13 protein-coding genes and 1 tRNA gene are annotated in these 15,250 nt (G+C 45.7%); 7 read left to right on the top strand and 7 right to left on the bottom strand.

The window, feature by feature from the left end:
* The first annotated feature begins 49 nt into the window (after positions 1 to 49).
* From VNE01S_RS17255 to VNE01S_RS17275, 5 genes are all read left to right on the top strand, one after another.
* On the top strand, positions 50 to 541 hold the full coding sequence (locus VNE01S_RS17255) for a hypothetical protein (RefSeq protein WP_053397189.1): 492 nt from the start codon (positions 50 to 52) through the stop codon (positions 539 to 541).
* Between the two features lie 4 nt (positions 542 to 545).
* Positions 546 to 1,289: a hypothetical protein gene (locus VNE01S_RS17260; RefSeq protein WP_053397190.1), complete on the top strand. Its 744-nt coding sequence runs from the start codon at positions 546 to 548 to the stop codon at positions 1,287 to 1,289.
* 303 nt (positions 1,290 to 1,592) lie between these two features.
* The gene (gene hemE, locus VNE01S_RS17265; protein WP_053397191.1) at positions 1,593 to 2,660 is read left to right on the top strand and encodes a uroporphyrinogen decarboxylase; all 1,068 of its coding nucleotides are present in this window, start codon (positions 1,593 to 1,595) and stop codon (positions 2,658 to 2,660) included.
* 113 nt (positions 2,661 to 2,773) lie between these two features.
* Positions 2,774 to 3,409 (top strand): TetR/AcrR family transcriptional regulator, encoded by a 636-nt coding sequence (locus tag VNE01S_RS17270; protein WP_053397192.1) that lies wholly within the window; start codon positions 2,774 to 2,776, stop codon positions 3,407 to 3,409.
* Between the two features lie 75 nt (positions 3,410 to 3,484).
* Positions 3,485 to 4,441: an acetyltransferase gene (locus VNE01S_RS17275; RefSeq protein WP_053397193.1), complete on the top strand. Its 957-nt coding sequence runs from the start codon at positions 3,485 to 3,487 to the stop codon at positions 4,439 to 4,441.
* 86 nt (positions 4,442 to 4,527) lie between these two features.
* On the opposite strand, the gene VNE01S_RS17280 is transcribed toward VNE01S_RS17275, so the two are convergent.
* The 7 genes from VNE01S_RS17280 to rsgA form a co-directional block, all read right to left on the bottom strand.
* Positions 4,528 to 5,664, bottom strand: coding sequence for a murein hydrolase activator EnvC family protein (locus VNE01S_RS17280; RefSeq protein ID WP_053397194.1), 1,137 nt, complete (start codon positions 5,662 to 5,664; stop codon positions 4,528 to 4,530).
* A 143-nt stretch (positions 5,665 to 5,807) separates the two neighbouring features.
* Positions 5,808 to 7,340 carry a 2,3-bisphosphoglycerate-independent phosphoglycerate mutase gene (gene gpmM, locus VNE01S_RS17285; protein ID WP_053397195.1) on the bottom strand — a complete coding sequence of 511 codons (1,533 nt, stop codon included), beginning with the start codon at positions 7,338 to 7,340 and terminating at the stop codon, positions 5,808 to 5,810.
* Between the two features lie 250 nt (positions 7,341 to 7,590).
* Positions 7,591 to 8,478, bottom strand: coding sequence for a DMT family transporter (locus VNE01S_RS17290; RefSeq protein WP_053397196.1), 888 nt, complete (start codon positions 8,476 to 8,478; stop codon positions 7,591 to 7,593).
* A 74-nt stretch (positions 8,479 to 8,552) separates the two neighbouring features.
* Positions 8,553 to 10,433, bottom strand: a complete 1,881-nt coding sequence (locus VNE01S_RS17295; protein ID WP_053397197.1) for a methyl-accepting chemotaxis protein — start codon at positions 10,431 to 10,433, stop codon at positions 8,553 to 8,555.
* A 259-nt stretch (positions 10,434 to 10,692) separates the two neighbouring features.
* Entirely contained in the window at positions 10,693 to 12,108 is a 1,416-nt protein-coding gene (locus VNE01S_RS17300) for an SLC13 family permease (RefSeq protein ID WP_053397198.1), read from the bottom strand.
* Between the two features lie 171 nt (positions 12,109 to 12,279).
* On the bottom strand, positions 12,280 to 13,143 hold the full coding sequence (asd, locus tag VNE01S_RS17305; RefSeq protein WP_053397199.1) for an archaetidylserine decarboxylase: 864 nt from the start codon (positions 13,141 to 13,143) through the stop codon (positions 12,280 to 12,282).
* 110 nt (positions 13,144 to 13,253) lie between these two features.
* Positions 13,254 to 14,309, bottom strand: a complete 1,056-nt coding sequence (gene rsgA / locus VNE01S_RS17310) for a small ribosomal subunit biogenesis GTPase RsgA (RefSeq protein WP_053397200.1) — start codon at positions 14,307 to 14,309, stop codon at positions 13,254 to 13,256.
* 111 nt (positions 14,310 to 14,420) lie between these two features.
* Here rsgA and orn point away from each other — a divergent pair, with 111 nt between their 5' ends.
* Both orn and VNE01S_RS17320 read left to right on the top strand, forming a co-directional pair.
* Positions 14,421 to 14,966, top strand: coding sequence for an oligoribonuclease (gene orn / locus VNE01S_RS17315; RefSeq protein ID WP_053397201.1), 546 nt, complete (start codon positions 14,421 to 14,423; stop codon positions 14,964 to 14,966).
* Between the two features lie 179 nt (positions 14,967 to 15,145).
* Positions 15,146 to 15,221: transfer RNA gene (locus VNE01S_RS17320), tRNA-Gly, on the top strand.
* The last annotated feature ends 29 nt before the right edge of the window (positions 15,222 to 15,250 follow it).

Raw genomic sequence — 15,250 nt, forward strand, 5'->3', positions numbered from 1 at the left:
CTGAATATGAGTGTGTTTGTATATTTTCATTGTTAAAGGAGTGTTCAAAATGAAATTGAAGTCAGTGCTAGTGTTAGGTATCGCATCATGCTCAATGATGAGTCTTTCAGCGCATGCAAGTATTGAAGTTAAAGCGAAGCGTATGTTAACGGAAAACGTGATGGCGGAGAATGTTGCAAAGGTTAAACAGGCATGTGGTAACCCAGTATTAGACACAAATTTCGATTGGTCTGCTTGGGATAACTATGACTTTGCAGAAGCGCGCCTTGATAAGGTTAAAACAACAGGCTGGTTAGGTGGCCTAGTTAACTACATTTATGATGACATGGTTAAACTGTGCACAACGACTGAGCATGCTGCATTGTACAAAGCAGAGTTTGAAAAGGTTAAGAAAATTCAGTTTGTTGGCCAAGAATCTGTGAAGGCTCGTAAAGCAGAATTTGCTTTGGCTGAGGGCGGTAGTGTTCTTAATGTAGCATTAAATCCGAACGCAGCTTACGACTCATCGACACTTAAGTACCTGAAACAAGCCTGGAACTAATGCAATGAAAAAAGCATTATTACCTTTATGCATTGCTTCGGTGAGTTTTTCTGCTTGGTGTAGTGACACGCAATACACAATGGAAGACTTACAAGCACTGAGTGATGCGAAAAATTGGAATGAGTTACTCGCTCATGTCGGCGATATCCGCCCGTCGCAGCGCAACAAAGATTGGCAAGTTTTGGTTGAAAAAGGGGCGGTTGGTGCCTTTGATGGTTATGTTGCGGCAGGTGCCACAGATAACGCGCTTGGCCTTGGACAACACCTTCTAGCGACTTATCCGTTCCTGAGTGAGTCTCAATCTTTCACTCAGGGGTTTACTAAACAGCTAATCCCTGCTGCTCAGCCATGCATTCAATACTCGATGGAAGGGTGTGTCGAGAACTACGGAAAGTTGATGGTAACTTTGTCTCCATCAGGAGAACTCAGCCTTGAAGAAGGTACCAAAGTTTTCCAGGCCGTCTCCAAGTCGTTAGCTGTGCCTTTCTTTGCAAGTGCCGTTAATCACTCAGCACAGAACTGCTCTAATGAAACAGTAGCCAATGCTTTACTGTATACATTAGACCGACCAAAAAATGTGAATTTCAACTTGGCTAAAGATGTCGCTATTAACGGGTGTGCAAATACGACACTGAAGAATTTTGAAAATTACATTATTGAGTCTCAATCGGTTCGACAAGCGCTTTGCCCTACGTATCTATCTAAAGGGTATGTTAAGGGAATAATGAAAAAAGTCTGCGAATCGTAAGTTTCTGAAAGCCACCGCGAGGTGGCTTTTTTAATGCGTTGAAAAACAGGCAAAAAAAACCCTCCGAGAGGGAGGGGGTAAGTAAGATGTCGTTATGAGATGCTGAACACTCACGTGTCCAGTTTATAATTGTAGTTTTCGCTAGCGAACAAATTTTTAACACCGTTACAGAGTGGGTGCAAATTAAGCACTGATTTTATAGTTGATAACTTGATCTAGGTTGCAAAGCACACAGCTTTTGAGAGGAAAACGATGTTAGAATAGCGGCCACTCAAAGTAAGTCTTATGAATCGGAAGAACGGAATGACTGAATTAAAAAATGATCGCTACCTGCGTGCGTTATTAAAAGAACCAGTAGATTACACACCAGTATGGATGATGCGTCAGGCTGGTCGATACCTACCAGAATACAAGGCGACTCGTGCAGAAGCGGGTGATTTCATGTCTTTGTGTCGAAATGCAGAATTAGCATCCGAAGTGACACTTCAACCATTACGCCGTTTTCCACTTGATGCAGCGATCTTATTCTCTGACATTTTAACGATTCCAGATGCGATGGGGCTTGGTTTGCGTTTTGCTGCTGGTGAAGGCCCAGTATTTGATAACCCAATCACGTGTAAAGCGGATGTAGAAAAGATTGGTCTACCTGATCCGGAAGGCGAACTGCAGTACGTAATGAACGCTGTGCGTCAGATCCGTAAAGATCTACAAGGCGAAGTGCCTCTGATCGGCTTCTCTGGCAGCCCTTGGACTCTTGCTACGTACATGATCGAAGGTGGGAGCTCAAAAGCATTCACTAAGATCAAGAAAATGATGTATGCCGAGCCACAAACGCTGCACCTTCTGCTTGATAAGCTAGCTGACAGCGTGATTGAGTATTTAAACGCGCAAATCAAAGCCGGTGCACAATCTGTGATGGTATTTGATACATGGGGTGGCGTACTAACACCTCGTGACTACAACCTATTCTCACTGCAATACATGCATAAAATTGTGGATGGCCTAATTCGTGAAAATGACGGTCGTCGTGTGCCAGTCACGCTATTCACTAAGAACGGCGGTATGTGGTTAGAGCAAATCGCAGCAACAGGTTGTGATGCTGTAGGTCTAGATTGGACAATCAACATTGCAGATGCTAAAGCACGTATCGGCGATAAGGTTGCGCTGCAAGGCAATATGGATCCATCTATGCTTTATGCTCAGCCTGAGCGTATTCGTGAAGAAGTCGCCACTATTCTAGAAGGTTTTGGTGAGGGTGGTACGGGTCACGTCTTTAACCTGGGTCATGGCATCCACCTAGACGTGCCGCCAGAGAATGCAGGTGTATTTGTTGAAGCGGTACATGAGCTGTCTAAGCCTTACCACAAGTAACAAACAGTACCATGACTCTAGTGAAAGCGCCTGATATGACCAGGCGCTTTTTTGTTTCGGGTTACACTAGCCGCTATACTGACAAGAATAATGGAAGAGGATATGGAAAACGAATGAAGACACGCGACAAAATTGTGCTTGCTGCCTTGGAACTTTTTAATCAATACGGTGAACGTAATATCACGACGAACCATATTGCGGCACATATTGATATTAGTCCGGGCAACCTTTATTACCATTTCCGTAACAAACAAGAGATTGTGCGGGAGATCTTCTCGTTATACTCCAATGAGTTATTAGAGCGCTTTACACCCGTTCAAGGTCAGCAAGAAAGCTTAGTACTTCTCAAACACTATTTAGACTCCATTTTCACCTTAATGTGGAAGTACCGTTTTTTCTATGCCAACTTGCCGGAAATTCTTCAGCGTGATGACCATTTGCACGAAGACTACATTCAAGTGCAAGAGAAGCTTCAAGCCAACCTGATCAACATCATGCGCGCGTTTGTTAAGTTGGAACTACTAAAGGTGGAAGAAGATGAAATGAAGTCATTGGTGACGACTTTGCACTTAATTGCCTCTAGTTGGCTGGGTTATCAGGCGGCGATGTCGCAAAAAACACAAGTGACCGAGCAAATTATCCACCAAGGTATGTTGCAGATGATTGCTGTGGTCAAACCCAAAGCAACAGAACAAGGTTTGGAGCAACTGCAACTTTTAGAAGATGGCGTTAAAGCGATTCATGCTTAGTCATAACTAATTAAAATTGTTTGTTTATTTCTAACCCATTAAAGTACATCAAGGTATTTTAATGGGTTTTTATTTATGCACTACGACGTTTTTAATGGTGATGCTGATGGCATTATCGCTCTACTTCAGCTACGTCTGGCTGAGCCCAAAGAGTCCACATTAGTCACAGGCGTGAAGCGCGATATTCAGTTGCTGGAAAAGCTGTCTCTTCAGGCTGGAGATACGGTTACTGCGCTAGACATATCGATGGAAAAAAACAAGGATGGCCTCAACGCGGCTTTAGGTGCGGGTGCACACGTGTTTTATGCCGATCATCATAAAGCAGGACAGATACCTGAAAGTGCTCTTCTGGATGCTCATATCGACTTGGATGCCAATGTCTGTACGGCGCTTATTATTGATCGGTTGCTTGGTGGGCAGTACCATCTCTGGGCTATCACCGCCGCGTATGGAGATAATCTGATTTCAAGAGCGGATGAACTGGCGGACAAAGCCAATTTGACCTCAGAGCAAAAAGCTCAGCTCAAAGAGTTAGGCACTTTGATTAACTATAATGGCTATGGCGCGCAATTGGATGATTTGCACTTTTCGCCAGCCACCTTGTTTACCGAGCTTTTAGCCTACGATGATCCTTTTGCTGTGATCGCTGACCAAGAATCCCCATATCATGTATTGAAGCGCGCGTATCAAGAGGATATGGCGCAAGCGCTGTCCATCAAAGCTAAATACCAAAGCCCACTTTTAGGTGTGTTTGAACTCCCCGATGAACCCTATTCTCGTCGAGTCAGTGGCGTTTATGGCAACTTGCTCGCCAACCAATCCCCTGATTCAGCCCATGTCGTGTTGACTGCCAATGCTGGTGGGGCGTACACCGTCTCTTTACGTGCGCCTTTAAACAACAAACAAGGGGCGGGTGATATCTGTTCTCAGTTTGCAACAGGTGGCGGAAGGGCAGCAGCAGCGGGAATTAATACACTTGAGAGAGCCGATTTGAATCGATTAATTGAAGAGATTGAACGCTACTACGGCTAAACGATGTGTTCCAGGTAGTGTTACTCCTGGAATATTAATGGGCTTAGTTAATGAATAGCGTATTAGCGTATTAGCGTATTAGCGTATTAGCGTTTTAGCCAATGCGTCGGGTTTTGTGTTTTACTATTACGACGAATTTCGAAATAGAGCGATGGCCGAGATTGACCGCCAGTATCTCCAGCAAGAGCAATGGTCTCATTGGCTTTTACTTTATCGCCTTCTTTTTTCAGTAAGCTCTGATTAAAGCCGTAGAGCGTCATGTCTCCCTTGCCATGGTCAAGCAAGACAACTAACCCATAACCTCTTAGATAATCAGAAAACACCACCCGGCCAGAATAAACGGCTTTTACTGCTTGGCCGTAATTGGCATCAATCACCATACCTTTCCAGTTCAGTTGACCCGTTTGACGCGTACCATATCGGTGAAGCACTTTGCCTTTCAGCGGCCAAGGCAGTTTCCCCTTACGCTTGGCGATGCCATCCATTAATACCGCATTCCGTTTAGCGGCTTTGGCTATCTCGGCTTTTAGGCGGGTTTCGTTTCGCTGCAATTCTGAAAGATAGACGCGATCGTTGGAAATGCTCTTTTTGATTGTCCCCAGCGTACTTTTGCGTTTTGACTGTACTTTAGCGAGCTGATCTCGCTTTTCAGTCTGTGATGCCAGTAGACGCGAAATTTGTGCTTTTTCCGCGTTGAGTTGTGCTCGGCTATCGGCCAGTTCTTGGACTGTGCTTTCCAGCTCTTTGATCGTTTGCGTTCTTTGTTTCGCTAAGTGCTGAAAATACTGACTAATACGATCTTCTTCCACGCCTTGATTGAGGAGGTTAGACGCGTCTTTCGCGCGCTGCGTTACATAGTAGGTTTGCAGCAGTTCAGCGAGCTTGTCGCTCTGTTGTTGCTTCTCGTCCTCTAGAGTTGCGACCTTTTCTTCTAATGCTGAAATGTTGCGATTGGTTGCGCTAAGCGAGGTTTTTGTTTCTTTAATGTCTTTCTCTATGCGAGCAATGCCAACTTCTTGCTGCTTAAGGGATTTTTGCAGTGAGTCCAGTTTTTTTTGCTGAGCACTCAGAGAACTCTTTTGTCGAGATATCTCGCTGGAAACGCCTTTTAACTCAGACTGAGAAGCCGACCAAGCAGGGAAGGTGAATGTTGTAGCAACAGCCAGCACAAGTGCAGATAGCTTAGGGAGAGCCCAGAGTCGTCCGTGTTGTCGTGTTGCCATTGGTGAATTCAATCCTGAGTTTTGAGGGAAAGTCAGTATACCTAAACACATTCCTCTGAAGGAAGGAGAATATCAAAACTTGTTGACCTAGATATAAGAAAGCCCGAGCAATTGCCCGGGCTAAACATTGGTGCTGACGTGGATTATTTAACGATCACTTCGCCAGTCATTTCTGCTGGGATTTCTAGGCCCGCAAGCGTCAGCATCGTTGGAGCTAAGTCAGACAGTTTGCCGCCTTCTTTAAACTCAACCGCTTTATCACCTACGTAGATTAGAGGTACAGGCAGGTTAGTGTGAGCCGTGTGCGTACCGCCTGTCACTGGGTCAACCATCATCTCTGCGTTGCCGTGGTCAGCAGTGATCAGCATTTGACCACCCACTTCGTTGATTGCTTCAACCACTTTACCGACGCTTGCGTCAAGAGCTTCGATTGCTTGCTCAGCTGCTTCGTACACGCCCGTGTGACCTACCATATCTGCGTTCGGGTAGTTACAGATGATAGTGTTGTACTTACCAGATTTTATCGCTGCAACCATTTTTTCTGTCAGCTCAGCTGAACTCATTTCTGGCTGTAGGTCGTAAGTGGCTACTTTTGGAGATGCAACCAGCTGACGTTCCTCGCCATCAAATTCATTTTCAACACCACCGTTGAAGAAGAAAGTGACGTGTGCGTATTTCTCTGTTTCAGAGATACGTAGCTGAGTTTGACCTTGTTTAGATAGCCACTCACCGTAAGTGTTTTCTAGTGACGCCGGTGGGAATGCAATTGCCAGTGGAATATCTGCTGCGTATTGAGTCAACATCACGAAGTTAACTGCTGGGAATACGGCACGTTCAAAACCATTGAACTCAGGAACGAATGCACGTGTGATTTGACGCGCACGGTCAGCACGGTAGTTCATGAAGATAACCGCATCACCATCTTGCATGATTGCGTCTTCTTGGCCTTCTGCTTTGATTGCTGTTGCTCTTACGAACTCGTCATTTTCTTCACGAGCGTAAGCCGCTTCTAGACCAGCTACCGCAGAGTCGTAAGTGAACTCAGATTTTGCTTGTGTCAGAAGGTCGTAAGCAACTTGAACGCGTTCCCAGTTGTTATCACGGTCCATCGCGTAGTAACGACCAACAAGAGATGCTACGCGGCCTTTACCAAGTTTAGCGAATAGTTCGTCAAAGCGTTTCAGTGAGTTTTCTGCACTGCGCGGTGGTGTGTCACGGCCGTCTAGGAAGCAGTGTAGGTAGATTTTTTCTGCGCCACGCGCTGCTGCCATCTCAACCGCTGCGTAGATGTGGTCTTCGTGAGAGTGAACACCACCTGGAGACATCAGACCCATGATGTGTACAGCTTTTTCCGCTTTTACTGCTGCATCAACGGCTTCAATCAGTGCAGGTGTTTCAGCAAACTCACCGTCAGCAATAGATTTAGTGATGCGAGTTAGGTCTTGGTAGACAACGCGACCAGCACCAATGTTCGTGTGGCCAACTTCTGAGTTACCCATCTGACCATCAGGTAGACCTACGTCCATACCTGAAGCTGAGATTAGCGTGTTTGGGTTATTTGCAAGCAGTGCATCCAATACCGGTGTTTTTGCATTTGCAATTGCGTTGCTTGCTGTGTCTTCACGGTGGCCGTAACCGTCAAGAATAACTAGAGCCAATGGCTTCTTAGCTGACATAGTGATGTCCTCGTTAAAATTTCAAAGTAACTTTGGAAACAAAATTAGCGTAATTTTACTACACTTTTTAACCAAAACTGTAGGTCAAGATCAAATATTGTTTGTGAAGTGCCGTTACTATCTTTCATATACAGTGCAGTGTAAGTTGTTCGTATTGCTCACTTTGCCTTTTATTGTGCTGTATTCTCTCACTCTCAACCTAAAAGGAAAAATCGGTTATTTCTATTTGTCTGATAGCATAAAGGTTGAGTTAACTGACTAGGATACCTGTTCCCGTTACTGCGACGCAGGCCCCTAACCAAGCATAGCGATTAGGTCTCTGTTTGGTGTAAATCCAAAGTATAGGCAATAGCATGATGGGCGTTGTGGATGAGAGCAGTGCGACCATGCCGACGTTCCCTTCACGCAGCGCATAAAGTATCAAAGTCATCCCTACCGCCATGGCTAGGAAGCCATTCACCGCCGTAATGGAAAAGATTCTTAAGTTCATTGGTTGTGTCGCCCGAGCAAGCTTAGCTCCTGAAGCAAAAAATAAGCAATGCGCGAGAAAGGCCGTCATCATGCGTATGGCGGAGGCGGCGATAGGGTCAATGCTCGTTTGCATGACGGGTTTGGCAATGATGCCTCCCATAGCTTGGCAAAGTGCCGCGAGCAGTCCGAGCCCCACGCTGATCCAAACGTTACCTTTGATGGATTCTAAGTGGTTATTTGCTCGCCCTTTGCGGCCGAAAAAGATGGCGGTCAGTACTCCAGAAAACACCAGAGCCGCTCCAATCAGCTCTAGCACTGTCATGCTTTCATGAAAGAGAAAGTACCCCAGTACAGCGGAGAAAACCGCGTGGCAAGAAAACAGTAAGCCAGCTTGACGCGGCCCCATGCGATTAAGACAAGCGAAAAGTGCGGTGTCACCAATAAAAATGCCGATCAGACCAGAAAAAGCCATGGCAGAAATCGCACCACTTTCCACTGTACCCCAGCCACCAGTAAGCAGTGCCATGGTGGCGAGAATGACGGATGTGCACCCCATTCTCCAGCGGCTGTAGGCAAAGGTACCTAAGTGCTGAGCAGGTACGACAGAAAGTAAACTGGCGACTGCCCAGAGAAAAGCAGCCGCCAGCGCCAGCCATTCATATCCCATTGCTATCTCATCCTTGTGAGCGTTGAAAGGTTAATGGCTGATAATATGCATCAAATGGTTGCTTATACAAAGCGCTAAACTTTAAAGCGCTCCACTTCTTTACGTACCGTGTTCGCAGAGTCGAACATGTCCGTTGCACTCTCGCTGCTGCGCAGGGCTTGATCTGCAAGAATGTCAGACGCATCTTTAATGCCTTGAGTATTTCTGCTGATGTCTTCACTCACCGCTCTTTGCTCTTCAGCCGCGCTGGCGATCTGTAGCGCCATGTCGTTGATTTCAGTGATCGCTGCAGTAATGGTGTTGAGGCTTTCTGACGCTTGCTGCGCGTAGTTGACACTGGTATCGGCCAGGGCGGTACTGCTTTCCATGCTAGATACCGCCAGCTTGGTGTTGCTTTGCAGTGTTTCTATCATTTGGCGAATTTCTTCCGTTGAACCATGTGTTCTTTGGCTCAACACCCTGACTTCATCGGCGACAACTGCAAAGCCTCGCCCTTGGTCACCCGCTCGGGCAGCTTCGATGGCGGCATTTAGAGCGAGAAGATTGGTTTGCTCAGCAATGCCCTGAATGGTCGATAGAATTTGGTTGATACTTTGTGTGTTGTGTTCAAGTTCAGCAATCACACCAGACGCAGCAGAGACTTGCTCAGCGAGTTCAACAATGGACTGACGGTTCTTCTCAATCACTTGTTTACCATCGTCACATGCAGATGCCGAGCCTTGTGATGCGCTCGCGGTGAGTTCGGCATGGCTGGCCACTTCCGCCGCAGTTGCTGACATCTCATGAATGGCAGTGGCGATTTGGTTGACATCGTTCTGCTGGACTTCAACTTGCTGAGAAGATTCACTGGAGAGTTTGTTCGCTTGTTCCGCTTGCGTCGCTAATTGCTGGCTACGCTGAATAATGCTCGCTAACATTTTTTGCATTTGGCTGAGGAACTGGTTGACGTGCTGCGCAACTTCGCCAATTTCATCTTTACGACGGATCTCAATGCGTTGTGTGAGGTCACCTTCTCCTTGTGACAGCGCAGATAGTGCGTCAGACAAAGTCTGTAAAGGTCTGAGCAACTGAGTTACCACATAGGTACTGATGGAGGCGATCACAATGTATAGGACAAGAGAGGCAAGGGCCGTAAACTGAATTTGCTCAGAAACGGAAGCAAACGCCATCTCTTTATCCACCACAATGCCTAATGACCAATCTGTTGACGGAACGTTTGCCACGAAGATCAGTTTGTCACCTTGAGATGGCCAACTTACCGTGGAAATATCGCCAGCGTTAATCAGCTCAGTGATTTTATTGGTGGTTAACTCAGGGTTTAGTTTCGTCAGTGGTTGCTGGCTTAGTTTCTCATCTTTATAAGCGACGATGTTGTTGTTGCCATCGACGAGAAATGAAAAACCATCGTTGTCTAAACTGACGTTCAATACCTCATCAATGATGTTGGTTACAGTCAGGTCGGCGGCCAGTACCCCTTGCTCTGAGCCAGTAAAGGCTTTGGCAAAACTGATCACAATACTTCCGTCGAAGTCTTGATAAGGCTCTGTGATAATCAGTTCAGAAGTCGACATGGCGTCTTGATACCAAGGACGTGTGCGTGGGTCGTAGTTGGCAGGCCAGTCTTCGGTTTTATCCCCGTAAGCGATAGAACCGTCTTCGAAACCTGCGTATACCGATAGGAATCCGCCAGCTCGTTTGGTCACAAGCATTTCACGGTCAGCGTCGCTGGAGTCTAGTATGACTTTCTCGTTAGCCAGCATCATGTCGCTGCGGATAGCTAACCAATCAGAAATATAACGAGCGGTCGCTTGACTGACATTTTCCATTTCGCTGTTTAGCGCAGAGGTAGTCTCTTGCCTAAGCTGGCTTACGGATATCCAGGCTTGGACGCCACTCACCACGGCAATAATGATTGCAATGGCGATTTGTATCTTTAGTTTTATGGTATTTTTCATTGCCTTTCCTTCATTGTTTAGACAACAAGCAAAAAATGAGGTGGACTCAAAGTGATTTGCCTCCCAGCAGTAAAGATCGAGATGTGAGTGCTGATATTGATCAGGGAGGCGGCTGCAATGGCTAGATGTTATACAAAACTGGCAGTGTTATTTTTGATCCAAATAGAACTTTAGTTGGTGTAATTCTCAGTAAAACTGGCTTTTTCCGGTTTTGTGACTTCTTGCTCTAAATTAGGTCAAGAAGTCACAAAGTACTCGATTAGGTCAATATAAGAGCGGCAGCATAGACGATGATTAAGCCGATAAGGCCGAGGATGACACCTGTTTTAGCCATATCTCGGCTTTCGATTAACCCCGTCGAGTAAGCGAGCGAGTTTGGTGGTGTTGAGACGGGTAAAATCATCCCCAGTGACGCCGAGAACGCCACCACAATCAGCAGACCTTGTAATCCGCCGACAGAAGCGAGACTTTCCATCGAGGCACCAATGGCAGCCGCAATAGGCATCAACAAGTTAGCTGTGGCGGTGTTGGACATGAAGTTTGCCATCAGCCAGCACACCACCGACATGGTGATCACGACAGAGACAGGAGACAACGCTTCATAGTTAATGGCATGAGCCAGGGCTGCCGCTAAGCCCGTCTTGTCCAAACCAATACCAATCGCGATCCCCCCGGCCACTAACCAGAGTACGTCCCAATTGATCTGTTTGAGTTCTGTTTTGCCCATAATTCCTGTGAGCGTGAATACGGCAAGTGGGATAATGGAGACAACATAGGTGTTCATGCCGTGCAGACTGGTGGTCATCCAAAGTAATATTGTGGCCGCAAACGTGACGTAAACCACCATCGCACGCCAGCTTTTTTGAAATGTTCCATCCAACTTTAACTGCATCGTCTGGTGCGAAGAGGGAAAGAGTTTTTGTAATAAGAACCAAGCGATGGTGAGTTGAATGATCACAAATGGAAGACCCATCATCATCCAATTTAAGAAGCTAATACTGTGTTCACCAGTCAGGTATTGTAGGGCTATCGCATTTGGAGGAGTACCGATAGGCGTTGCAATGCCGCCCGTGTTTGCCGCGATAGGAATACACAGTACCAGTGCTTTGATGCCGAGGTCACCTTTAGGCGCTGAAGCGACAATTGGGCCAAGTAGAGCCAACATCATCACTGTCGTTGCTGTATTAGACATAAACATCGAGAAAACAGCCGTGATCAGCATGAGGCCGAGCATGATAAATTTAGGCTGTTGACCAAAAGGTCGCAGTAAGACTCGAGCTAGGTTGTTGTCTAACTCATACTTTGATGCGGCAATGGCTAACGCGAATCCGCCCATAAATAAGATGATAATAGGCGATGAAAAGGCGCTGAAAATATCGGTATAGTTCATTAATATGCCGAGATCGTGCCCAGAGGGTGGGGTCCGGAAGAGGTGCAGGCCTTTGTCGGAGATCATAATGAGCTCAAGCGCGATGATCAAAATGGAAGTGGCGAAAACAGGAACAGGCTCGAGTACCCAGAGTAGGGCGGCTAATAAGAAAATAGCCAACAGCCGGTGCTGGATCAGGGTCAGGTCATCTATTGGGATCGTATCGATCGGCATAAACAGAACACCTAGTGGTATTCCAAAACAAATCAATAGCTTGACCAGAATTTTATGGTCTAGTTTCAGCATACATTCTTTACCTTAAAGCAGAAATCTGCGCTCAAGAATAATTAATAAACAAATTAGGGTCTTAGACTAAGGTTCGAGTTTTGCAATGCCGTTAAAGAATGTTGCAAATGTATTGCTTTTGGTCAAAAAAAAGCCTTGGAATGACCAAGGCTTTTTTTAGTAAGATAAGGCTTATTTTTCGCTTAAGTGAGCGTAGGCCGTACCCATAACCGTTGACTTGCCATTGTCCATTGAATCGTCAAACGTAATGGCATCTTTGGTGAATAGGTTGATGACGGTTGAACCAAGCTTAAAGCGGCCCATCTCTTCACCTTTCTTCAAGATTACAGCTTTATCGCCTTCTGCCGGGTAATCCCACTTATAAACAGTGTTACCGCGTGGCGGTGTGACAGTGCCAGCCCAAACTTGTTCAATACTACCCACAATCGTGGCGCCCACAAGCACTTGAGCCATAGGGCCAAAATCCGTATCAAAGATACACACCACACGCTCGTTGCGGGCAAATAGGTTAGGTACGTTTTCAGCGGTTAATGGGTTTACGGAGAATAAATCGCCTGGAACATAAATCATCTGACGTAACACACCATCGCATGGCATATGAACACGGTGATAATCTCGAGGAGATAGGTAAAGCGTAGCAAACTCACCGTCTTTGAATTCATCTGCGAGCTTTTCATCACCACCCAGCAGTTCTTGGGCGGTAAAACTATGACCTTTCGCCTGGATCAATTTGCCATCTTTAATTGGACCAAATTGACTAACACACGCGTCAGCTGGGTGTGTTATTACCGAGTCGCCTTCGGTAATTGGACGTACGCCCTCTTTTAGCTCACGCACAAAAAACTCATTGAACGATTTAAAATGCTTAGGATCGGAGTGCTTCGCTTCGTCCATGTTTACGTTGTACTGTTTGATGAACCAGCGAATAACTGCTGTTGTTAGACTGCCAGCTTTTGCTGAAGCTAGTTTGCCCATAAAACGGGTTAAACCGTGTTGTGGGATCCAGTATTGCAGTCCAACTTTAATTTTATCCATTGTTTTCATTTCCAATGTTAACTGTATGTTGCTCACTTTTGGGCGCGAGATACTACTCAAATTCAATCTAAAAGTCAGTATCAATTGATGGCGAATTATGCAAGAAGCCGTTACAGATCGGCTTTCTTATTACGAGAATACTGACGGTTGGCTTTCATCTCCGCCATGCTCTCAAGAATACGATGGTAGTTTTCGAATCTTACTTCGCTGATTTCGCCGTCTTCAACTGCTTTGATCAGGATGCAACCTGGATCGTCTAGGTGTTTGCAGTCACGGAATTTACAGCCACCAAGATACGGTTGGAACTCGATGAACGCCTTGGTGATTTCTTCCGGTTCCAGGTGCCATAGACCAAATTCTCGTACTCCTGGTGAGTCTATTAAGTCACCACCTGATGGAATGTGGTACAGACGAGAAGCGGTGGTCGTATGTTGACCGAGCCCAGAGTTGGTAGAAACCGCGCCTTCTTCTATATCAAAGCCAGGCATGAGCGCATTGACTAAACTTGATTTACCAACGCCAGATTGACCGACAAAAATATTAATTCGGTTACTCAACTCTTGCTCTAATTCTGGAATACCTTCGCCGGTTTCTTTACTGACCAGCAAGACCTTGTAGCCAATGCGTTGGTAATCACTCAGCCACTCTTTGTATTGCTCTAATTGTTCTTCTTCGAGCAAGTCAATTTTGTTCAGTACGATAAGTGGCGCAATGTGTAATGTTTCGGCAGCTATCAAGTAACGATCAATGATATTGAGTGACAATTCCGGCAGGACGGATGAAACGATGATCATTTGATCCACGTTAGCCGCGACGGGTTTAAGACCGTCGTAATAATCAGGTCGAGTGAGTACAGAACTACGAGGCTCTACGGCTTCAACCACGCCGTTTATACCTTCCATTGACTCTAAGCCTGGACGCCAAATGACTTTGTCACCAGAGACCAGAGTCTCGATGCCGCGTCGAAGGTTGCAGCGATGAATTTCTCCGCTTTCCTGATCTTCGATATCGGCATGTTGACCAAAGCGAGTGATCACTAACCCCTTCTGCGCTGTGCCCAGCATCGATTCATCCCATTGAATGGACTCTTCTTTTTTTAGCTTACGCTTCTGGTTGCTGCGTACTCGTCTTACTTGACCTTTGGTGAGCTTTTTTTTCTTTGCCACAATTGTCTACTTAACTATTTGTCATTACTTAGGACCCATCAGATAGCTATCTAGTGGATCAGAATTTGGGTATAGTACCCTTTTTATCATAAAACCAATAGGCAACGATTTATGTCCTTTAGCGATCAAAATTTAATTTGGATTGATTTAGAGATGACAGGATTAGATCCTGAAACTCACAAAATTATCGAAATCGCGACTATCGTCACCGATAGTGAATTGAATATTTTAGCTGAAGGGCCGGTACTCGCAATACACCAACCAGAAGCTGAACTGGATAAAATGGATGAATGGTGCACCACAACGCATACAGGGAGTGGGTTAGTCGAACGTATTCGTAAGAGCAAAGTGGATGAGCAAGAGGCGATTCGCCAGACCATTGAATTCTTAGAAAAGTGGGTGCCTAAAGGTAAATCGCCAATTTGTGGTAACAGCATAGGTCAAGACAGACGCTTCTTATACAAGCATATGCCTGAATTAGAAGAGTACTTTCACTATCGCTATATTGATGTCAGCACTCTGAAAGAGCTTACTCGCCGTTGGAAGCCGGAGGTACTAGATGGTTTTACTAAAACAGGCAGTCATTTAGCGTTGGATGATATTCGCGAGTCTATTGCTGAGTTAAAGTACTATCGAAAAACAATTTTTAGTATCTAAAGTTCTCCTCTCAAAGATAGGGCTGGTCTGTTAAGGCAACGTTTTGGAACGAAAAATGTTCGATTCTGTGTGCTTTTTCATCAAAAGAGAAAAAATCGATTTTTTTTTGCAGGAAGGACTTGCATCACAAAATAAAGCTCTTATAATTCGCAGCCCTGAACGACGGAAACGTTGTTTATGCGACACTAGCTCAGTTGGTAGAGCGCAACCTTGCCAAGGTTGAGGTCACGAGTTCGAACCTCGTGTGTCGCTCCACTTTCTTTCTAAGTGGACAGTATAGCCCT

The sequence above is a fragment of the Vibrio nereis NBRC 15637 genome, from assembly GCF_001591105.1.
Lineage (GTDB): Bacteria > Pseudomonadota > Gammaproteobacteria > Enterobacterales > Vibrionaceae > Vibrio > Vibrio nereis.